General features: G+C 72.3%; 17 protein-coding genes. 12 read left to right on the top strand and 5 right to left on the bottom strand.

Going from position 1 to position 20,554, the window contains the following annotated elements:
* The first annotated feature begins 241 nt into the window (after positions 1–241).
* The gene (locus tag NYZ98_RS35775; protein WP_316249641.1) at positions 242–1,744 is read left to right on the top strand and encodes an ISL3 family transposase; all 1,503 of its coding nucleotides are present in this window, start codon (positions 242–244) and stop codon (positions 1,742–1,744) included.
* Between the two features lie 163 nt (positions 1,745–1,907).
* On the opposite strand, the gene NYZ98_RS35770 is transcribed toward NYZ98_RS35775, so the two are convergent.
* Positions 1,908–3,878, bottom strand: a complete 1,971-nt coding sequence (locus tag NYZ98_RS35770) for a GH32 C-terminal domain-containing protein (RefSeq protein WP_262848713.1) — start codon at positions 3,876–3,878, stop codon at positions 1,908–1,910.
* A gap of 303 nt (positions 3,879–4,181) precedes the next feature.
* Here NYZ98_RS35770 and NYZ98_RS35765 point away from each other — a divergent pair, with 303 nt between their 5' ends.
* The gene (locus NYZ98_RS35765) at positions 4,182–5,252 is read left to right on the top strand and encodes a LacI family DNA-binding transcriptional regulator (protein ID WP_262848711.1); all 1,071 of its coding nucleotides are present in this window, start codon (positions 4,182–4,184) and stop codon (positions 5,250–5,252) included.
* A 79-nt stretch (positions 5,253–5,331) separates the two neighbouring features.
* Here NYZ98_RS35765 and NYZ98_RS35760 read toward each other — a convergent pair whose 3' ends face one another.
* Positions 5,332–6,315, bottom strand: coding sequence for a carbohydrate kinase family protein (locus NYZ98_RS35760; RefSeq protein ID WP_262848709.1), 984 nt, complete (start codon positions 6,313–6,315; stop codon positions 5,332–5,334).
* A gap of 175 nt (positions 6,316–6,490) precedes the next feature.
* Between NYZ98_RS35760 and NYZ98_RS35755 the strand changes: the two genes are divergently transcribed.
* The 5 genes from NYZ98_RS35755 (at position 6,491) to NYZ98_RS35735 (ending at position 11,354) form a co-directional block, all read left to right on the top strand.
* Positions 6,491–7,519 (top strand): substrate-binding domain-containing protein, encoded by a 1,029-nt coding sequence (locus NYZ98_RS35755; protein WP_262848707.1) that lies wholly within the window; start codon positions 6,491–6,493, stop codon positions 7,517–7,519.
* A 6-nt stretch (positions 7,520–7,525) separates the two neighbouring features.
* A complete protein-coding gene (locus tag NYZ98_RS35750; protein ID WP_262848705.1) occupies positions 7,526–8,527 on the top strand; it encodes an ABC transporter permease in 1,002 nt (333 codons plus the stop codon).
* Positions 8,524–9,351, top strand: coding sequence for an ATP-binding cassette domain-containing protein (locus NYZ98_RS35745; protein WP_262848703.1), 828 nt, complete (start codon positions 8,524–8,526; stop codon positions 9,349–9,351). The genes NYZ98_RS35750 and NYZ98_RS35745 overlap by 4 nt, the downstream gene beginning before the upstream one ends.
* Before the next feature lie 250 nt (positions 9,352–9,601).
* On the top strand, positions 9,602–10,621 hold the full coding sequence (locus NYZ98_RS35740) for a LacI family DNA-binding transcriptional regulator (RefSeq protein ID WP_262848701.1): 1,020 nt from the start codon (positions 9,602–9,604) through the stop codon (positions 10,619–10,621).
* Between the two features lie 97 nt (positions 10,622–10,718).
* Positions 10,719–11,354, top strand: coding sequence for a pyridoxamine 5'-phosphate oxidase family protein (locus NYZ98_RS35735; protein WP_262848700.1), 636 nt, complete (start codon positions 10,719–10,721; stop codon positions 11,352–11,354).
* A gap of 22 nt (positions 11,355–11,376) precedes the next feature.
* Here the strand turns inward: NYZ98_RS35735 and NYZ98_RS35730 are convergent, their stop codons facing one another.
* Complete coding sequence (locus tag NYZ98_RS35730) at positions 11,377–12,000, bottom strand: FMN-dependent NADH-azoreductase (protein WP_262848699.1); 624 nt, start codon at positions 11,998–12,000, stop codon at positions 11,377–11,379.
* A 218-nt stretch (positions 12,001–12,218) separates the two neighbouring features.
* Positions 12,219–12,890 (bottom strand): MarR family winged helix-turn-helix transcriptional regulator, encoded by a 672-nt coding sequence (locus tag NYZ98_RS35725; protein WP_262848698.1) that lies wholly within the window; start codon positions 12,888–12,890, stop codon positions 12,219–12,221.
* Positions 12,891–13,020: 130 nt separating this feature from the next.
* Between NYZ98_RS35725 and NYZ98_RS35720 the strand changes: the two genes are divergently transcribed.
* From NYZ98_RS35720 to NYZ98_RS35700, 5 genes are all read left to right on the top strand, one after another.
* Positions 13,021–13,587, top strand: a complete 567-nt coding sequence (locus tag NYZ98_RS35720) for a YceI family protein (RefSeq protein WP_262848696.1) — start codon at positions 13,021–13,023, stop codon at positions 13,585–13,587.
* 129 nt (positions 13,588–13,716) lie between these two features.
* Positions 13,717–14,535: a thioesterase family protein gene (locus tag NYZ98_RS35715; protein ID WP_262848694.1), complete on the top strand. Its 819-nt coding sequence runs from the start codon at positions 13,717–13,719 to the stop codon at positions 14,533–14,535.
* A 224-nt stretch (positions 14,536–14,759) separates the two neighbouring features.
* On the top strand, positions 14,760–15,830 hold the full coding sequence (locus NYZ98_RS35710; RefSeq protein WP_262848692.1) for a type III polyketide synthase: 1,071 nt from the start codon (positions 14,760–14,762) through the stop codon (positions 15,828–15,830).
* Positions 15,831–15,894: 64 nt separating this feature from the next.
* A complete protein-coding gene (locus NYZ98_RS35705) occupies positions 15,895–16,452 on the top strand; it encodes an isoprenylcysteine carboxyl methyltransferase family protein (protein ID WP_262848690.1) in 558 nt (185 codons plus the stop codon).
* A 74-nt stretch (positions 16,453–16,526) separates the two neighbouring features.
* Positions 16,527–17,540 carry an NAD(P)/FAD-dependent oxidoreductase gene (locus NYZ98_RS35700; protein ID WP_262848688.1) on the top strand — a complete coding sequence of 338 codons (1,014 nt, stop codon included), beginning with the start codon at positions 16,527–16,529 and terminating at the stop codon, positions 17,538–17,540.
* 493 nt (positions 17,541–18,033) lie between these two features.
* Here the strand turns inward: NYZ98_RS35700 and NYZ98_RS35695 are convergent, their stop codons facing one another.
* Positions 18,034–19,722: a DEAD/DEAH box helicase gene (locus tag NYZ98_RS35695; RefSeq protein ID WP_262848686.1), complete on the bottom strand. Its 1,689-nt coding sequence runs from the start codon at positions 19,720–19,722 to the stop codon at positions 18,034–18,036.
* Between the last annotated feature and the right edge of the window lie 832 nt (positions 19,723–20,554).

Genomic DNA, 20,554 nt, shown 5'->3' with positions numbered 1-20,554 from the left:
TCAAGGCCGGGCACGATGGGCCGTGCGATGGAAGCCGGCCCTCAACGCGTTCTCCATCACCTTCGGCGACCGGTTCCCGGCCGCCGAGACCTACTAACCCGAAGACGCTGGAAACACCTTTAGCGAGGCTCTGGCCCACTCTCGGTGGTGACGGAACGTCATAGTTCGTGTCGGTCCATGGTTATCTCGAGGTCCTGTGTCAGCGTGATGCCGGTGTGACGTAAAGGATCTTGCAGGGTTTGTGTTCCCGCATCTGGCCGACCTGGTCATTGGCAGCGTTCGATCCGAGGCCAGGGGGATCGTGGTGCATGTCGCCTCCACGGGCGCGCCGGTGGCGTGTCCCGGCTGCGGAGCAGTCGGGCGGGTGCACGGCTATGTCGATCGGCAACTGGCGGACCTGCCGTTAGCCGGGCAGCGGGTGCTGGTGCGGCTGCGGTTTCGGCGGCTGAGGTGCGCGACGCTGGGGTGCGAGCGGCAGACGTTCCGGGAGCCGCTGCCCGGGCTGGCCGAGCCGTATCAGCGCCGCACGATCGCCTTGGCCAGGCAGGTGGGGGCGGTGGTGCGGGAGCTGGCGGGTCGAGCGGGGTCTCGGCTGCTGGCCGTGCTGGGAGTCGGGCTGTCGCGGCAGAGCGCGATCCGGTCGTTGCTGGGCCTGTCTTTGCCGGTTCGTCCGGTGCCGGCGGTGATCGGGGTGGATGACTTCGCGCTGCGCAAACGGCACCGCTACGCCACCGTGATCATCGACGCGATCACGCGGGAGCGGGTCGACGTGCTCGCCGATCGTCAGGCCGACACCCTGGAGGCGTGGCTGCGCGCTCATCGCGGTGCGCGGGTGGTGTGCCGCGACAGCAGCGGCGCCTACGCCGAGGCGATTCGCCGGGCCCTGCCTGAGGCGGTGCAGGTCGGTGATCGCTGGCATATCTGGCACAACCTTGCCGAGGCCGTGGTGAAGGAGGTGGCCGCGCACTCGGTCTGCTGGGGCAAGAGCGGCCCGCCGCCGAAAGAAGGAGTGCGGGCCGCCAGCACGCGCGAGCGCTGGCAGCAGGTCCGTGCCCTGCTCGACCAGGGTGTCGGGCTGCTGGAATGCGCCCGCCGCCTGGGCCTGGCGCTCAACACCGTCAAGCGCTACGCCCGGGTCGGCGAACCCGAGCGGCTGGTGCGCGTGCCGAAGTACCGGCCCACGCTCGTCGACCCGTTCCGCGACCATCTGCGCCGGCGCCGAGCCGAAGATCCCGCCGTCCCGATCCAGCACCTCCTCGCCGAGATCAAGAACCTCGGCTACACCGGCAGCCAGAACCTGCTCTACCGCTACATCAACCAAGGCCGCGTCGAATGCGACCGGCCCGCGATCTCCCCCAAGCGTCTGGCCGGTCTTCTCCTCACCGAACCGAGCAAGCTCACCGGCCACCACACCGAGCGACTGGATGCCGCCATCACCGCCTGCCACGAGATGGCCATGCTCGCCGGACTCGTCCGGGACTTCGCCGCTCTTCTCGACCCCAAACCGGGCAACGACCAGCTACTGACCGCCTGTATCGACCAAACGCGTCAAGTCGACCTGCCCCACCTGCACGCCTTCACCCGCGGGCTGGACTACGACCGGGACGCCGTCAACGCCGCCCTCACCCTCCCCTTCCACAACGGAGGCACCGAAGGCGTCAACACCAAAACGAAAATGATCAAAAGGCAGATGTACGGCCGAGCCGGCTTCGCACTCCTCCGCCATCGCATCCTGCTCGGCTAACCACGATCCGTCACCACCGAAAGTGGGCCAGAGCCTTTAGCGAGACAGACCCGATCGGCGGTGACCTCGATGTTCGGAGACGCCTTCAGATGGCGTTTTCCTACATAGGGATATCCGTCGTTTCCTGATTGTGGCTGGGCGTTTCTGAATGGGCCGTCTCCGGTCAGGAGACGGTGGTGTGGCGGATGGTGGTGGTGCCGTTGAAGGTGTTGAGGGCGAAGTAGCCGGAGAGGGTGGTGGTGTCGGTGACGTCTAGGACGGGGGTGGGGGTGGTGCCGAGGTAGACGCGGATGCGGGGGCCTTGGGTGACCACTTTGAGGTGGTAGGTGGTGCCGGGGGTGATGGTGGTGGGGTGGTCGCCGAGGATGGCGCCGGGGCGCCACAGGCGGACCAGGCCGTGGGTGTCGACGTTGGCGGTGTAGTGGGTGGCCAGGTCGGCGCTGGCCCGGAAGGTGAGGGCCGCGGCGGAGCCCGCCGTGTCGGGGCGCAGGTCCGCCTCGTAGGTGAAGTCCGAACCGGTCTGGCCGCTCAGGTAGAACGCGTCGCCGGACGCCGTGCCCGTCTTGCCGTCCGCGACGCTGGTCCAGGTGCCGCCGACCGGGTGCCACGGCCCCGCGATGTTGCTGCCGGGGTTGACGCCGGGGGTGGACGGCGGCCAGATCCGCTGGAGCCGGTTGTACTCGAGCGAGACCAGCCGCACGCTGCCGCCGGTGGCGTAGACCGAGATGCCCTGGGCGGCCGGGGAGCCCCTGAAGTTGACGTTGTCGCTGTACGACAGCCTGCCGTCGTTGCCGAAGATCTCCAGCTGGCCCCGGTCGACGAGCGCCCGCACCTTGACGCGCCCGCCGCTGGGCGCGAGCGGCGCGCCGTACAGCGTCTGGGCGGCGCGGTCGTAGGCCACCTGCCGTTCGTAGGTGCCGTCGGCGCGGGTGTGCAGCCGCAGGCCGAATTCGGACGCGGTCGCGGTGGCCGTGTCGAACACGGCGGTGACCTCGTAGGTGTCGCCGGCGATCCCGGCGAGCGGGTTGGAGGCCGGGGCGGCGGTGATCGTGCGGCCGGCCCAGGTGCGGTGGTCGGCGCGGATGGTGGCGATCTCGGCGACGGGGTTGCGCACGACGCGCATGCCTTCGGGGTAGGTGCGGAGCCCCAGTTCGGCGGCGAAGCTGGCGTTCCCGGTCCAGGTGGCACCGCGGTTGCCGGGTTGCCACGCCATCTGGACGATCCGGCCGCCCGGCATGTTGCCGAAGGTCAGGGCGGCGTACATGGTGCCGCCGGGGTTGTTGGCCCCGTAGTCCATGCGCTGCGGCCCGGCCCAGGTGGTGGTGAACGTGGTGCCGTCGAAGGCGCCGACCACGTATTCCAGGCCGGCGTCGCTGAGCACCCATTTGACGGTGCCGCCGCCGTCCAGCGGCAGGGGGAACATGTCGGGGCACTCGAACAGCCAGGGGGCGGTGAAGCGGCTGGCGTACGTCCAGCGCAGCAGGTCGGGAGAGGTGTAGATGGAGACGCCGTTGCCGCCCTCGTTGGACCACACGGCCATCACCCACCTGCGGGTGGCCGCGTGCCAGAAGACCTTCGGGTCGCGGCTCTCCCCGCCGGGGGTCGCCACCTTGCGCCCGCCGTCGAAGGACGTGAAGGTGCGCGCGCCGTCGGTGCTGTAGGCGACACTGACCCCGTTGGTGCCGGTGAACACCACGATCGGGTCGTCGGTCCCGGTCTTGAGGCCGGAGGTGTTGGCCGTGTCCACCACGCCGGCCCCCGACCACAGGTCCCCGGGGTGGACGCCGGGCTCCAGGGCGATGGGGAGCTGGGTCCAGTGCACGAGGTCGGGGCTGGTGGCGTGCCCCCAGTGCATGGTGTCCCAGTTCAGCCCGTGCGGGTTGTGCTGGTAGAAGAGGTGGTACGTGCCCCGGTAGTACAGCGGGGCGTTGACGTCGTTCATCCAGCCGCCGCGCGAGCTGAAGTGGAACTGGCCACGATAGGGCTCGTCGTAGGCGCCTTCGCTGGTCGTCGGGTACGGGTACTCGGGGTAGTCGGCGGGGTCCCCCGCGTGGGCGGCGGAGACGTCCGGCCGGAGGAGGGCCAGCGTGGTGAGGAGCGCGAGGACGAACCAGGGGGGTGAGGTCCGACGCATCGATCTTCCCTTCTGGGTGAAGGCGGGAGGGCCGGCGGCCTGACGGGCGCCTCCCGGCCCGCGAAAGACGGCGAGGCCGGAAGCGCCCGCGTGGGGCGTTACGCGCAGGTTGAGGAAACGTTTCCTCGATTCGCTGGCCAGTATCGATCGGGTACCGGGGAAAGTCCATAGGCCCCCCGCGATCGGGGGCGTACTGGACACCGCCCGCAGGGGCACCGCAAGATGACCGCGGGTGTCACGGCCGACCGGCCCGTACCAGCGGGGTGTCACGGCCGATCCTGCCCGTACCAAGGGAGACGACCAGTGGCCGCACAGCGCTCGCGCCCGGCGGAGCGTGCTCCGACGATGAAGGACGTCGCCGCGCTGGCGGGCGTCGGCCTGGCGACCGTGTCCCGTGTCATCAACGGCACGCCCGTCGACCCCGTCCTCGCGGCCCAGGTGACCGAGGCCGCGAGGCGGCTCGGATACCGGCACGACCCGACGGCGAGCAGCCTGCGCCGCTCGGACCGCAGGACCCGCACCATCGGCCTGATCCTGGAGGACGTGGCCAACCCGTTCTCCTCGGTGCTGCACCGCGCGGTCGAGGACGTGACGCGCGAGCTCGGGCTGCTCCTGCTCGCGGGCAGCAGCGACGAGGACCCCGAGCGGGAGCGCAGCCTGCTCGGCGCCTTCCACGCGAGGCGGGTCGACGGGCTCATCGTCGTGCCGACCGGCCGGGTCGGCGACGAGCTGCGCGCGGTCGCGCGCCAGGGCATGCCGATCGTGTGCGTGGACCGCGCCGCCGACCTGGAGGGCGTCGACTCCGTCACGGTGGACAACGCCGAGGGCGTCGCCGACGCGGTGCGCCGCCTGCACGCGCTCGGCCACCGCAAGATCGCCTTCCTCGGGGACCAGGCGTCGCTGTGGACCGCGCGGCGGCGGTGGGAGGGGTTCGTGGCGGCGATGGCCGCGCTGGGCTGCCCGCTCAAGGACGGCTGGGTACGCCGCGACCTGCACGGCGAGGCGGCCGGGGAGGAGGCGGCCCGGGAGATCCTCACCGGCGAGACGCTGCCCACCGCGCTTGTGACCAGCCAGAACCTGCTGACGATCGGCGCCCGGGCCGCGCTTCAGGACCTCGGGCTGCATCACGCCATCGCCCACGTCGGCTTCGACGACGTGGAGCTGGCCAATCTGCTGACCCCGCCGCTGTCGGTGATCGCGCAGGACCCCGCGGCCCTCGGGCGCCGCGCCTCGGAGCTGCTGGTGTCCCGGTTGGACGGCTACGACGGCCCGGGGCGCCATGTCGTGCTGCCGACCCGGTACCTCGCACGGGGGTCCGGCGAGATCCAGCGGCTCACCCGCCACCTCCCCCGCGCGGACGACCCCGGCCGCTGAGCCGGCGGGGTTTCCCCGGAGGCCGGTCCTGTCCGGAGCGCCGTCAGCTCCGCGCGGGCGCCTCCGATCCGGGGCGCCGTCAGCTCCGCGCGGGCGACTCCGGCCCGCGGGCGGGCAGGTCGTCCTCGGTGAGGTCCGCGGCCCAGGGAGGGTCGGCTCCGGCGACCGAGCAGGTCAGCGCGGCGACCCGGGCGGCGAACGTCGCGGCCCGCACGGCCTGGGCGAGATCGAGGGCGTCGAGCCGCCCGCCGAGCGCCCCCTCGGCATGCAGGCGGTGCAGCAGCCCGGCCGTGAACGAGTCGCCCGCGCCGACGGTGTCCACGACTCGCGCGCGCGGCGCGGGCACTTCGGCCCGTTCGCCGTCCACCGAGACGACCGCGCCCTCCGGCCCGCGCGTCACCACGACCAGGCGTACGCCGGCGGCGTGCCAGGTGTCGCACACCTGGCCGATGCCCTCGCCGGGGTGGATGTGCGCGAGGTCGTCGTCGCTGAGCCTCACCACGTCGGCCAGCGCGCACCAGCGGGGCATCCGCGCCCGGTAGACGGCGGGGTCGACCAGCGCCGCGCGCACGTTGGGGTCGATGGAGACGGTGAGGCGCGGCGCGGCGGCGGCGAGCAGGTCCTCGATGTGCGCGGCGCCGGGCGCGCGGACCAGGGCGAGGGAGCCGGAGTGCAGGCAGGCCGCCTCGCCGAGCCGTCCGAGGGTCAGCTCGTCCGCGCTCCACTGCCAGTCGGCGGCGCCCTCGGAGTGGAAGGAGTAGGCGGCCCGCCCGTCGTCGCCGACGGTGGCGACGGCGAGCGTGCTGGTCTCGGCGGCGGCGACGCACCCGGTCAGGTCGGCCCCCGAGTCGTCGAGCCGGCGGCGGGACAGGGCGCCGAAGGCGTCGCCGGAGATCCGGCCGAGGAACCGGGTGGGGGTGCCGAGCCGGGCGAGCCCCACCGCCGTGTTCGCGGGCCCGCCGCCGGGCAGCACGCGCAGGGTCAGCTCACCGTGCCCCGGGTTCTCGGCGACGAAGGCGTCCGCGACGCACTCGCCGAGCACGGCGACCTGGGAGAGGGGCATGGCCTGGCCTTTCCGCCGGGAGGTGGGGAGCACGGGACGACGTTGCCGACTCGTTACGGGTCAAGGGCATTGACGTTTCGTCCTGCGGAGTTCATCATCGGCTCGCAGCGGATGTCAACGTTGACATATGACAACGCTGACATCGTGAGCCCCTCATGGAAGCAGGGAGTCGCCCATGTCTCGCAGCACTCGTACCGCCGGTGCGCTCGCCGCCTGTAGCATCGCCGCCACGATCGCCCTGACCGGATGCGGCGGGGACGGCACCGGCGCCACCGGCGGCGCGGCCACCTCGGCGGGGGCCGCCGCCCCGGTGAAGGTGGGCCTCATCACCAAGACCGAGACCAATCCCTTCTTCGTCAAGATGAAGGAGGGCGCCGAGGCCGCCGCGAAGGCCGAGGGCGCCGAGCTGATGACCGCCGCGGGCAAGTTCGACGGCGACAACGCCAGCCAGATCACCGCGATCGAGAACATGGTCGCCGCCGGCGTCAAGGGCATCCTGATCACGGCGAGCGACTCCAAGGCGATCGTGCCCGCCATCCAGAAGGCCCGCGCGGCCGGGGTCATGGTGATCGCGCTGGACAGCCCGGTCGAGCCGCAGAACGCGACCGACGCGCTGTTCGCCACCGACAACCTCAAGGCCGGGCAGCTCATCGGCGAGTACGCCAAGTCCCTGATGGCCGGCGAGCCCGCCAAGATCGCGACGCTCGACCTGGCGCCCGGCATCGCGGTCGGGCGGCTCCGCCACGACGGCTTCCTGAAGGGGTTCGGCATCGCGGAGGGCGACCCGTCGATCGTCTGCTCCCAGGACACCGGCGGCGACCAGGCCAAGGGCCAGACCGCGATGGAGAACTGCCTGCAGAAGGCCCCCGACGTCAACCTCGTCTACACCATCAACGAGCCCGCGGCGCTGGGCGCGTACACCGCGCTGAAGGCCAAGGGCCGGGAGAAGAACGTCGTCATCGTCTCGGTGGACGGCGGCTGCACCGGCACCAAGGCGGTACAGAGCGGTCAGATCGCCGCGACGTCCCAGCAGTACCCGCTGAAGATGGCCGACCAGGGCGTCAAGGCCGTCGTCGCGTTCGGCAAGGGCGGCGCCAAGGCCTCCGGGTACACCGACACCGGCGTGACCCTGATCAGCGACAAGCCCGCCGCCGGCGTCGAGTCCAAGGACACCGCGTTCGGCCTGCAGAACTGCTGGGGCTAGACGGAGATGACCACGACGACGACACCCCCGGGGCCCTCGCTGGCGGCCGGGCCGTCGCGGCTGCGCAGGGCACTCGGCACACCGACCCTCGGCCCGCTGGCCGCCCTGCTGCTGGCCTGCGTCTTCTTCTCCCTCAACAGCGACCGTTTCCTCAGCGGCGGCAACTTCTCGCTGGTCATCCAGCAGGTCATGGTCGTCGGCACCCTGGCCATCGGCCAGACGCTGATCATCCTCACGGCCGGCATCGACCTGTCCAACGGCGCGATCATGGCGTTCGGCGGCATCGTCATGGCCAAGCTCGCCGCCGACGGGGTCGTGCCGCCGCTGGTCGCGATCGCGATCGGCCTGCTGGTGTGCGCGGCGTTCGGCGCGGTCAACGGGCTGCTGGTGACCGCGATCCCGCTGCCGCCGTTCATCGTCACGCTGGGCATGCTCAACGTCGTCTTCGCGCTCACCCACGTGTACTCGGCCGACCAGACCGTGGTGAACCTGCCGGCGCCGCTCACCGCGCTGGGCGACACGTTCGCCATCGGCGGGACCACGGTGACCTACGGGTCGCTGCTGACCATCCTGTTGTTCCTGCTGTTCGCGTACCTGCTGAGCCAGACCGCCTGGGGCAGGCACGTGTACGCGCTGGGCAACAGCCCGGAGGTGGCCCGCCTCACCGGCATCCGCACCGGCCGCCTGACGCTCGGCGTCTACACCGTGGCCGGACTGGTGTACGGCATCGCGGCGCTGCTGCTGGTCTCCCGCACCGGCGTCGGCGACCCCCAGGCCGGGCAGACCGACAACCTCGACAGCATCACCGCCGTGGTGCTCGGCGGCACCAGCCTGTTCGGCGGCAGGGGCCTGGTCATCGGCACCCTGCTCGGCGCCCTGATCGTGGGCGTCTTCCGCAACGGGTTGCAGCTCATGGGCGTTCCCTCGATCTACCAGACCCTGATCACCGGTGTGCTGGTCATCCTGGCGGTCACCGTGGACCAGCTCTCCCGCAGGAGGAACCGATGACCGACACCCCCGTGGTCCCGGTGCTCCAGGCCCGCGGCCTGGTCAAGCGGTACGGCCAGGTGACCGCGCTCGACGGGGCCGACTTCGACCTGATGCCCGGCGAGGTGCTGGCCGTCATCGGCGACAACGGCGCGGGCAAGACGACCCTGATCAAGGCGCTGACCGGCGCGGTCCAGCCGGACGAGGGCGAGATCATCCTGGAGGGGGCGCCGGTCCGGTTCCGCGACCCCCTCGACGCCCGCAGGCACGGCATCGAGACGGTGTACCAGGACCTGGCCGTCGCGGCCTCGCTCGACATCGCCAGCAACATGTTCCTCGGCCGCGAGCTCCGCCGCCGCGGCCTGCTGGGCACGGTGTTCCGGATGCTCGACCACAAGCGGATGCGGAAGGAGTCGGCCAGGCACATGGCCGAGCTCAAGATCGGTCTCCCGTCGCTGACCCAGGCGGTGGAGACGCTGTCGGGCGGGCAGCGCCAGGGCGTGGCGGTGGCCAGGGCCGTGGCCTGGGCCGAGCACGTCGTGGTGATGGACGAGCCCACCGCGGCGCTCGGCGTCAAGGAGTCCGGGCAGGTGCTCGACATGATCCGCCGGGTGCGCGACCGGGGTCTCCCGGTGATCCTGATCAGCCACAACATGCCGCACGTCTTCGAGATCGCCGACCGGATCCACGTGCAGCGGCTCGGGCGCAGGGTCGCGCAGATCAGGCCTGGCGACCACGACATGGCCGAGGTCGTCGCGATCATGACGGGCGCGCTGCGGGTGGAGTCCGGCAAGGACGCGGTCATCACCGACCAGGACGCCGCCCGCGCCATCGGCCTCTCCTGAACACGCCCGGACCACCGTCCCCCACGCCTGCACCTCGTCCGCGCCGGCGCCTCGTACGGTACGCCCGTCCGCGCGGGACGGTCGCCCGTCCGCCGGTCGTGCGCGGGCCGGGCGTACACGGGCCGGGCGTGCGCGGGCCGGTCGTCCGGTGAGTGCGCAGGCCGCAGGCGGGTGACCGCGCGCCGGGGGCCGGTGGGCCGCCTCTAGCCTGTCTTCGACGCGAAGTATCCAACGAGCGGACCGGTGATCCATGTCCAAGGCGCGCCGCGCGACCATGACCGACGTGGCCAGGGAAGTCGGCGTGACGGCGAAGACCGTCTCCAGGGTCGTCAACGACGAGGGCCCGGTGTCGGAGGAGACCCGCGCGCGCGTCCTCGCGGCCATGACCCGGCTCGGGTTCCAGCCCAACCTGATGGCCCGCAACATGCGGGTCGGCGCGCGCGACTCCACGATCGGGCTGGTCATCCCCGACATGGGCAACCCGTTCTTCGGCACCGTCGCGAGCGCCGTCGAGGCCGCCGTACGGCCCCGGGGCCTCACACTGATCGTCGGGTCCTCCGAGGAGACCCCGGAGCGGGAACGCTCCCTGATCTCCACCTTCCTGGCCAGGCGGGTGACCGCGCTGCTGGTGGTGCCCTCGGCCGGCGGCGACCACCGTCCGATGCGCACGGAACGGTCGGCGGGCCTGCCGCTGGTCTTCCTGGACCGGCCCGCGAACGGCCTCACCGCCGACGCGGTGGTCAGCTCCAACCGGGGCGGCGCGCGGGCCGGCGTCGCCCACCTGGTCGCGCACGGGCACCGGCGGGTCGCCTTCGTCGGCGACGTGCCCGCGCTGTACACCCGGCGGGAACGTTTCCAGGGCTACCGGGACGCGCTGGCCGAGGCGGGCATCCCCTACGACCGGTCCCTGGTGGAGGTCGGGCACGACCACGAGGCCGCGGCGGCGGCGGTGGCCCGTGTGCTCGCCGGGCGTGACCCGGCCACCGCCGTCTTCGCGGCCAACAACTTCGCCTCGACCGGGGTCGTCCTCGGCCTGGCGAGCCTGCGCCGCCGCGACGTGGCCCTCGTCGGGTTCGACGACCTCCCCCTCGCCGAGGTGCTCGACCCTCCCCTGACCGTGATCGCGCAGGACCCGGCCGCGATCGGGCGGGCGGCGGCCGAGCTGCTCATCGCCCGCCTCAACGGAGACCGCTCCAGGGCCCAGGTCGTCACCGTCCCCACCCGCCTGATCGCCCGGGGCTCCGGCGAACTCCCCCTCGCTGACCCGTGACGGACCGGCGCGGCGACCGGCGGTCCCAGGCGCCACCCGGCCCCCTCGCCGCCGGCCGACCACGACAAACGGTGCCGATCAGGGGCAGACTGGGCGGGTGAACGACCTCTCCGCGACCGAGCGGACTCAGCACAGGCGGCTTCGGGAGCAGGGGCGGAGTGATCGCGAGGCCCTTTTCGAGGTGCTTCGCGAGGGGTTCGTCTGCCATCTGGGCGTGATCGTGGACGGGGCCCCGATGGTCGTGCCCACGGTCTACGGCTTCGACGCGGACCACATCTACGTCCACGGGTCCGTCGCGAGCCGCACCCTGACCGAGGGGTCCACCGTGTGCGTGACGATCACGCACGTGGACGGGCTCGTCCTGGCCAGGTCGGTGTTCGAGCACGGCGTCAACTACCGCAGCGCGATGATCTACGGTGTCCCGCGCCCGCTGGAGGGGGACGAGAAGCTGGCGGCGCTCCGATGCCTCACCGAGCACGCCGCCCCCGGCCAGTGGGACTACGCCAGGCGGCCGGACCGCAAGGAACTGGCCGCCACGACGATCCTCGCGGTCTCCCTGAAGGAGGCGTCGGTCAAGGTGCGGGAGGGCATGCCGGACGACGCCGACGACCCGCACGACGTGTGGGCGGGCGTGCTGCCGCTGACCCGCTCGTGGCGGCCCCCGGTGACCGACCCGCAGGCCCGCCGCCCCCTCCCCACCCACATACGGGACCGCACCGGACGGCCCTTCTAGCGCTTCCGGCCCCGGCCGTGTCTCAGAAGGACGTGGCGACGTCCTGGGCGCGCTCGGCGGAGCGCTTGCGGGCCAGGTCGTGGTCGCCGGTCAGGGTCGGGTGGTGGTGGATCTCCTGGATGTCGGAGACGCCCGCCCAGCGCAGCCAGCCGCCGAAGAACGTGGACTGGTGGTCGGCGCCGAAGGCGGGCGCGAGACCCGGCCCCCACACCGCGCTGGTGTAGATCACCGCCGCCCGCTTGCCGGTGAGCAGGGACTCGTAGCCGGTCTCGGGGTGCACGTCGAAGATCAGTCCGGGCTGGCTGACGACGTCGACGAACTGCTTGAGCTTGTAGGGCACGCCCGAGTTCCACATGGGGACGCTGAAGAGGTAGCGGTCGTAGGCGTCGAAGCGCCGGAAGGTCGCGACGGCGGCGTCCCAGGCCTCGGCCTGCTCCCCCACGGGCGTGCCGCCGCCGAACACGGTCATCTTGGCCGAGGCGGCGGCCGGGCCGAACTCGGGGAGCGAGCCGTCCCACAGGTCGAAGTGGTCGACCGTGTCCGCGGGGTGCGCCCGGCGGTAGGCGTCGAGGAACGTCTCGGCGATGTCCAGCGAGATCGAAGCGGTGCCCCGGGGCGAGGCGGAGATGTGCAGCAGCCGGCTCATGGCCATCCTCCTAGAAGTCTTTCCGGACCGCAGTCCGGATTCGCTTACGATGATACGGACCGTGGTCCGTTTAAACAAGCCGTCGGCGCCCCGAAGCGTGACCAGGCGCCGCCAGACGGCCGGGCGCGCAGAGGACCAGGCGCCGAAGCATGGCGAAGTGCCGCGAACCGGGAGGACGCGAAAGAACGAATGAGCCCCGGGCGGGGATCAGGGACGAGCTAGCGAGGGCCGGGGACGGCGGTCGCGGGCGGCTCGACGGAGGCACCGGAGCAGGCGTCGCCCGGTTCGTCCAGGTCGCTTTCGCAGGGAGCGGTCCCCCCGAGGCAGGGCCCGTCCGAAGACGACCCGGCCGGCTCCTCCGGGCACGCGTCGTCCAGGGCCCCGCAGTCGTCGTCCGGGACCGGGCCCGCGGTGGGAGGCCGGGAGGGTTCGGAGGCGTCCTGGACCAGGACGCCGATGACACGGCGGGCGATCGAGGTGTAGAGGTCGATCTCCCCGGAGGTGAGGACGTCGACGAAGAGGCGGCGCACGGTCTCGGCGTGACCGGGGGCGGCGGCCTCGATCGCGGCACGCCCCTCGGAGGTCAGCCTGATGACGATGCCGCGCGCGTCGGTCGGGCAATCCTCGCGGGCGACGAGCCCGCGCCGCTCCATGCGGCGGAGCTGGTGGGAGAGCCGGCTGCGGTCCCAGTCGATCGTCAGGCGGAGTTCACGCGCGCGCAGCAGCCCGCCGGGGGCCTCGGACAGCGGGACCAGGAGATGGTATTCGGCGACCGAGAGGCCGTGCTCGTTGAGCTGCGTTTCGATCGCGCTGTCGAGCCGGCGCCGCATCTCCTCGAAGGCGCGCCACATGAGCTGCTCGCGCTCATCCAGCCATCGCGTCTCCGTCATACCGCCCATCCTACCGAATGTTGACGCGTCAGCATCTTTCCATTAATTTGTTGATGCGTCAGCCATCTCGGTGCCACCCGTCCTCGGCGCACGGCCGACCGCATCCGCCCGAACATCCAAGGAGTGCCCCATGTCCACCACCACCCTCAGCCCCGAGATCACCGGCCAGTACCGGTTCGACACCGCGCACACCCGCCTCGGGTTCGTCGCCCGGCACGCGATGGTCACCAAGGTGTACGGCGCCTTCAACGAGTTCGAGGGCAACGCCTACCTCGACGCCGCCGACCCCTCCAAGTCGCACGCCGAAGTGGTGATCGAGGTCGCCAGCGTCGACACGCGCAACGAGCAGCGGGACGGCCACCTGCGCACCAACGACTTCTTCGACGCGCCCACCTACCCGAAGATCACCTTCAACAGCACCGCCGTCGAGCAGCTCGGCGCGGCGAGCTTCCGCGTGACCGGCGACCTGACGATCAAGGACGTCACCCGGCCGGTCAGCATCGACTTCGAGTACACCGGCTCGGCCAAGGACGCGTACGGCAACGAGCGCACCGGCTTCGAGGGCAGCACCGTCGTCAACCGCAAGGACTTCGGCATCAACTTCCACGCGGTGCTGGAGGCCGGCGGCGTCATGGTCTCTGACAAGATCACCCTGGAGTTCGACATCTCCGCCATCAAGGTCGTCCCCGAGGCCTGATCCCCCACCGCCGGCCCTCCCCGCCGGCGCCCGCCGGGCCTCATGTGCCCGTTCAGGCCGGCGCGTCCAGGTCGGCGTTGAGGTCGGCGCTCCAGGGTGTCACCCTGACCTGGGACGAAAGGGGCGCATATGGGGATCTTCCAGGAGGCGACCGCCGTACGGCGCGTGACGCCGGGCGGCGGTGAGTTCGCGGCGACGCTGGACCGGCAGTGGAGTGTCGGCGGCAAGTTGCACGGCGGGTACCTCCTCGCCGTACTCGGCCGGGCCGCGGGCGAGGCCTCCGGCGCGGCGCATCCGCACGTGACCGCCGTGAGCGGTTCCTTCCTCGCGCCGCCCGGCCCCGGCCCCGCCGAGGTGCTCGTGGAGACGCTGCGCGCGGGGAAGAGCGTGACGCAGGTCCGGGCACGGCTGGCCCAGGACGGGCGGCCGTGCGTGGAGGCGCTGATCGCGCTCGGCCTGCTCGACGAGTCCGGCCCCTGGTGGTCGGGCACGGAGCCCGTGGACCTGCCCGACGAGCAGGAGTGCGTCCGCACCCCTCCGGTGTCCCCCGGCGGCGACTTCGAGGTGCCGCTGATGGAGGTCGTCGAGCAGCGGCTCGACCCGGGCCATCTCGCCTTCACGGCGGGCGCCCCGTCGCGCCAGGGCGTCATCTCGGGCTACCAGCGGCTCGCGGACGGCACCGACTGGGACCCGCTCTCCCTGCTGGTCGCCCTCGACCCGGTCCCGCCGGTCTCCTACGACCTGGGCATCTCGGGCTGGGCACCGACCGTGCAGTTCACCGCGTACGTCCGCAGGCTTCCCGTGCCCGGCCCGGTCCGCGTGCGCATGCGGTCGCTGGACGTCAGCGGTGGCCGCATGGACGAGGTCGCGAACGCGTGGGACGCCAAGGGCCGCCTCGTCGCCCAGGCGAGCCAGCTCGCCGCCGTACGCGTCCCGGACGCGGGGTGACGGAAGCGGACTCGGGGTGACGGAGAGGGCGCGGGGTGACGGAGGCGGACGCGGGATGACGGCCGTGCACGCGCCCGGCGCCGGGTGACCCGGAAGCCGTGTCGTGCCAGGTGGCCGGTCGTCGCCGCGCGGGGCGAGTGCGCCGGGTGTGACGGCGAGGTATGCGAAACGGCCCGCTGGGCAAGACAGAGGTGTCCCCACTGTCAGCGAACCGGGAATTCCATATGACCCGAATTGCCGCTGTCCGCGGTGCCCTTCCTCCGAACCGCTACCCGCAAGCCGAGATCACGGACGCGTTCGCGCGCATTTGCCTTCCCCCCGGCGCCGACCGGCGGCTGCTCGATCGGCTGCACACCTCCGCCCGCGTCGAACACCGCAGCCTGGTACTACCGCTCGACCAGTACGCCAAACTGGACGGGTTCGGGATGTCCAACGAGATCTTCATCGACGCGGCCATCGAGCTGGGCACCGAGGCGGTGGGGACCGCCCTGGAGGCGGCCGGGCTGACCCCCGCCGACGTGGACCTGATCATGTTCACGTCGGTGACGGGCATCGCCGCGCCTTCGGTGGACGCCAGGCTGGCCGGCCGGCTCGGGCTGCGCCCGGACGTCAAGCGGGTGCCGGTGTTCGGGCTCGGCTGCGTCGCCGGCGCGGCGGGGATCGCCCGCCTCCACGACTACCTGCGCGGATGGCCGGAGCACGTCGCGGTCCTGCTGTCGGTCGAGCTGTGCTCCCTGACGTTGCAGCGCGGCGACGCCTCCCCCGTCAACCTGGTGGCCAGCGGGCTGTTCGGCGACGGCGCCGCGGCCGTGGTGGCGGTCGGGGCCGGACGGGCGGCGGCCGGCGGCGCGGCGGGCACCGGGCCGACCGTGGTCGCCACCCGCGGGCACCTCTACCCCGACTCCGAGGCGGTGATGGGCTGGGACGTCTCCGACAAGGGGTTCCGCGTCGTGCTCGACACCAGCGTCCCCGACGTCGTGCGTACCTACCTGGCCGACGACGTGAACGGGTTCCTCGCCGACCACGGGCTGACCTCCAAGGACGTGACCGCATGGGTGTGCCACCCGGGCGGCCCGAAGGTCCTGCACGCGGTCGCCGAGGCGCTCGACCTGCCGGACGGCGCGCTGGACCTCACGTGGCGGTCGCTGGCGGACATCGGCAACCTGTCCTCGTCCTCGGTGCTGCACGTCCTGCGCGACACGCTGGCCCTGCGCCCGCCGCCGCCGGGCACCCCGGGCGTGCTCATCGCGATGGGCCCCGGCTTCTGCTCCGAGCTCGTCCTGCTGCGCTGGTAGCGGCGACATGCCGTCGCCGTCCTCGGCTGTCGCTCTCATCGGCGGACCCGTATCGTCTCAGGGCATGTCGTCCTGGTACCTGATACTCGTCCTGCTCGTCGGCGTGGAACGTCTCGCCGAACTGGTGGTCGCGCGCCGGAACGCACGCTGGAGCCTCGATCGGGGAGGCCAGGTGTTCGGGCGCGGCCACTATCCCTGGATGGTCGCCCTGCACACCGGCCTGCTCGCCGCCTGCCTGCTGGAGCCCGTGCTTGCGGACCGCCCCTTCGTCGCGGCCCTGGGCTGGCCGATGCTCGGCCTGGTCGTCGCGGCCCAGGCCCTGCGCTGGTGGTGCATCACCTCACTCGGCCCGCAGTGGAACACTGAGGTCATCGTGGTGCCGGGCCTCACCCTGGTCAGGCGCGGGCCGTACCGGCTGCGGTGGCTGCGCCATCCGAACTACGTCGCGGTGGCGGTGGAGGGGGCGGCCCTGCCGCTGGTCCACAGCGCGTGGGTGACGGCGCTGACCTTCACGGTGCTCAACGCCGCGCTGATGGTGGTCCGCATCCGCTGCGAGGAGACGGCACTGGCCTCCCTGTCCGACGACCCAGGAACCGTCCCCGCGAGCGAGGCGAAGGCATGACCCACCGAGAACCGTCCGTCGTCCGGCCCCCGGTACGACCATGACCGGAACGACCGCGTGAACGGGGCGCGGGCGTGATCGACGTGCTGGTCGCGGGGGGCGGGCCCGCCGGGCTGGCGACCGCCGTGTACGCCGCGATGGCCGGCATGGAGGCGGTGGTGGTCGAGCCCCGGACCGGCCCGGTCGACAAGGCGTGCGGCGAGGGCCTGATGCCCAGCGGCGTGGCCGCCCTGCGGTCGCTCGGCGCGCGGGTGGAGGGGTGGCCGCTGCGCGGGATCAGCTATCTGGACGAGCGGCACCACGCCCAGGCGCTGTTCCGCGAGGGGACCGGCCTCGGCGTGCGCCGTACGACCCTGCACGCCGCCCTGGCCGAACGCGCGTCCGAGGTGGGGGTGAAGGTCGTCCACGGGCGGGTCGGCGACGTACGGCAGCACACGGACTCGGTCGAGGCGGCCGGGATGCGTGCCCGGTGGCTGGTCGCCGCCGACGGGCTGCACTCCCCGCTGCGCGCCCTGCTCGGGCTGGAGCTGCCGAGCCGCGCCCCGCGCCGGTACGGGCTGCGCCGGCACTACCGGGTCGCCCCCTGGACGGACTTCGTCGAGGTGCACTGGGCGGCGCGCGGCGAGGCGTACGTGACCCCGGTGGGCGGTGACCTCGTCGGGGTCGCGGTGCTGAGCTCCGAACGCCAGGGCTACGACGAGCATCTCGCGGGGTTCCCTGGCCTGCTGGCCCGCCTGGAGGCGCCGGTCGCGACCTCGGTGCGCGGCGCCGGGCCGCTGCGGCAGCGGGTCCGCGGCCGCGTCGCGGGCAGGGTGCTGCTGGTCGGCGACGCCGCCGGGTACATGGACGCGCTCACCGGCGAGGGGGTGTCGCTCGGCCTGCTGTCGGCGCGGGCGCTGGTCGGCTGCCTGCGCGCCGGGCGTCCTGAGGCGTACGAGGGGGCGTGGCGCCGCCTGTCGTTCCGCCACCGCCTGCTGACCGGCGCCCTCCTTGCCGCCCGCCGCCATCCCGCCCCCGCCCGCCTCATCGTCCCCGCCGCCCACCACCTCCCCGCCCTCTTCACCACCACCGTCAACGCCCTGTCCTGAACGGTCCTCGCCTTCGGCTCGGGCGATTTTCTCCGCCTGACGGCTACTTGGGCCTAGCGCCCACCTCTGCCCCGAGCGTGCGTTCGACGTGCCGACCGCCGCACAAGGCGATGCCGAGGGAGAACGCGGCCGGAGCGGACGGGCCGGTAGGCCCTTGGAAAAACTGCCCGAGCCGAAGGCGAGGACCTTTTCACGGAGGCGCCGGGCCCGACGAAAGCGACCACCTGGCGAGGTACCGGATTCGGCCTGGTCAGCCGCCGCACAAGGCGCCGAATTCGCCGCACCCCCTCCCACCGCGTCGGCGCCGATCCAGACCAGCCCGGGGACCGGTAGGCGACCCAAGGCCGGGGCGAGGGAGAACGCGGCCGGAGCGGACGGGCCGGTAGGCCCTTGGAAAAACTGCCCGAGCCGAAGGCGAGGACCTTTTCACGGAGGCGCCAGGACAGATGAAAGCGGTCACCTGGCGGGGTGGGGGGTGGTTGGTGGGGGTGGGTCAGCGGGAGTCGAAGCGTTCGCGGCGGACGGTGACCTTTCTGCCCTTGACGGTGGTCTGGCGGAGGGCGGTGATGACCTCGTCGGTCGCGTTGTCGGGGACCTCGACCAGGGAGAAGCGGTCGGCGATCTCGATGGCGCCGATGTCGCGCCCGCTGAGCCGTGACTCGTTGGCGATGGCGCCGACCAGGTCCTGCGGCCGGACACCGGCGCTGCGGCCCGCGCCGATGAAGATGCGGGTCATCCCGCCGGAGGGCCCGCGCCCGCGCCGGTCGTCGCGCGCCGGGGGCTCGCGGCGCGCGCGCCCGTCGCGGCCCTCGCGCTCGGTGCGCAGCGGCACCTCGGGGATCTCCTCCTCGTCGGCGGCGGCCCCGCTGGCCTCGTGGGCGAGCTTCACGGCCGCCATCGCGATCTCGACGAGGTCGAACTCGTCGGCGAGGGTGTCGACGACGACCCGGAAGTGCTCCAGGTCGTCCTCCAGGATGCTCTCCTCCAGCGCGGAGCGGGTCAGCTCCAGCCGGCGGGCCCGCAGGTCGGCGACGGTCGGGACCTTCTCGACGGTGATCCTGCTCTTGGTGACCCGCTCGATGGTCTTGAGCATGCGGTGTTCCCTGGGCTCGGCCAGGGTGATGGCGACGCCTTCGCGCCCGGCCCGCCCGACCCTGCCGATGCGGTGGACGTAGGACTCGGGGGCGGAGGGGACGTTGTAGTTGACGACGTGGGTGAGCTGCTCGATGTCGAGCCCCCGCGCGGCCACGTCGGTGGCCACCAGCAGGTCGGCCGTGCCGCTGCGCAGCCGCGCCATGACGCGGTCGCGCTGTTCCTGGCCCATGCCGCCGTGCAGCGCCTCGGCGCGGTAGCCGCGCCCGTTCATGGTCTCGGTGAGCTGGTCGACCTCTTCGCGGGTGCGGCAGAACACGATGGCCGCCTCGGGGGCCTCGACGTCCAGCACCCGCCCGAGCGCCGTCGGCTTGTACGCCCGGGGCACCACGTATGCGCTCTGGCGCACGCGCGGGGACTCGCCGGGGGCGTCGGTCTCGCGCTCGATCTGGATGCGCACGGGGTCGTTGAGGTGCTGGCGGGCGATGGAGTTGATGCGCGGCGGCATCGTGGCGGAGAACAGGACGGTCTGCCGCTTCTCGGGGGTCTCCTGGAGGATGGCCTCGATGTCGTCGGCGAACCCCATGTCGAGCATCTCGTCGGCCTCGTCGAGGACGACGATGCGCAGGGCGTCGAGCTGGAGGGTCTTGCGGCCGATGTGGTCCAGGGCACGGCCCGGTGTGGCGACGACGACGTCGACCCCGCGTTGCAGCTCCCTGAGCTGGCGCCCGATCGGCTGCCCGCCGTAGATGGGCAGGACGCGGGCGCCGAGTTCGCGGCCGTAGCGGTGGATGGCCTCGGAGACCTGGACGGCGAGCTCGCGCGTGGGCACGAGGACGAGGGCCATCGGCGACCCGGGGCCGCCGCCCGCCGGCATGGCCTGCAGGATGGGGAGGGCGAAGGCGGCCGTCTTGCCGGTGCCGGTCGCGGCCTGCCCGAGCAGGTCGCGGCCCTCCACCAGGGGCGGGATCGCCTCGCGCTGGATCGGCGTCGGCTCTTCGTACCCGAGACCGGACAGGGCGCGAAGGAGCTCGGGACGCAGGCCCAGGTCAGCGAAGCCTGAAGTGTCTTCGGTGGCGTTGGGGGTCATTATCGAGCTCCTCGTTGACGGACGGACATGGATCGCTGTCGACACCATGTTCCACTGCCGCGGCGTGTCTCCCGTCCGCCGGGGCCCCCGGCCGGCGCGTTTCCCGCCCCGGCCCGGTGCCTTTGGGCGCACGAGGATCACTCCCGGGTTCGGGAGTGGTCGTTTCACGCTTGCGGGAGAGGAAAGTTTACTTCAGACCGCCGACCCGCCGACCACACGCCGTCCTCACCCCTATCCGGATGACCTCGCTCTACTCCTGTGGTCCCGCGGAGACCGGCTCCGCGGCGGCTCCCGCCGTCCGGCCGGGCCGCGCCCGGACGGACCCGCGCCCGGAGCGGACCGCCCCCGGAAGGCCGCTGGTATAGGCCACGCGCATGAAACCGCAGGCGGGACGATCCTCACAAAACGGGACTTACGCTTTTCGCAACTAAAGTCCCGAAAAGTCGAGCTAAAGACTAGACGATAGTGACGAAAGAACTTAGAGTCACGGCGAAAGAGCTCCGGAGGATACAGAGCCGTAATTTTCCGGAAACAGCGCGGAGGTGTTGCGCGATGGTCCTGGTCACGAGTGTCCGCGGGCCCGTGCGGCGCCGCCGTCCTTCCGAAGGAAGGACGCGGGTGCCCGCCCCGCGCCCCGCCCGGCGCCCGGCGCCGGCCTCGCCCGCTCCCCCCATCCCTGACCTGAGCGCCGTCCCGGCCGGGTGTCCGCCGGCCTGACGGCCCCCCTGATCACCGCCCCGGCGCGCGTAACCCCCCAAACGCGCGCCGGGTCGGTCAGCCACGCCCAGGCCGGCCCGCCTGGGCGCCACCCCCCAGGCACCGGAAGGGCTTC

This window comes from Sphaerisporangium corydalis, from assembly GCF_025506355.1.
GTDB classification, from domain to species: Bacteria; Actinomycetota; Actinomycetes; order Streptosporangiales; family Streptosporangiaceae; genus Sphaerisporangium; species Sphaerisporangium corydalis.
Note: the sequence above shows the minus strand (reverse complement) of the source record. Positions and strands in the feature narration are given on the sequence as shown.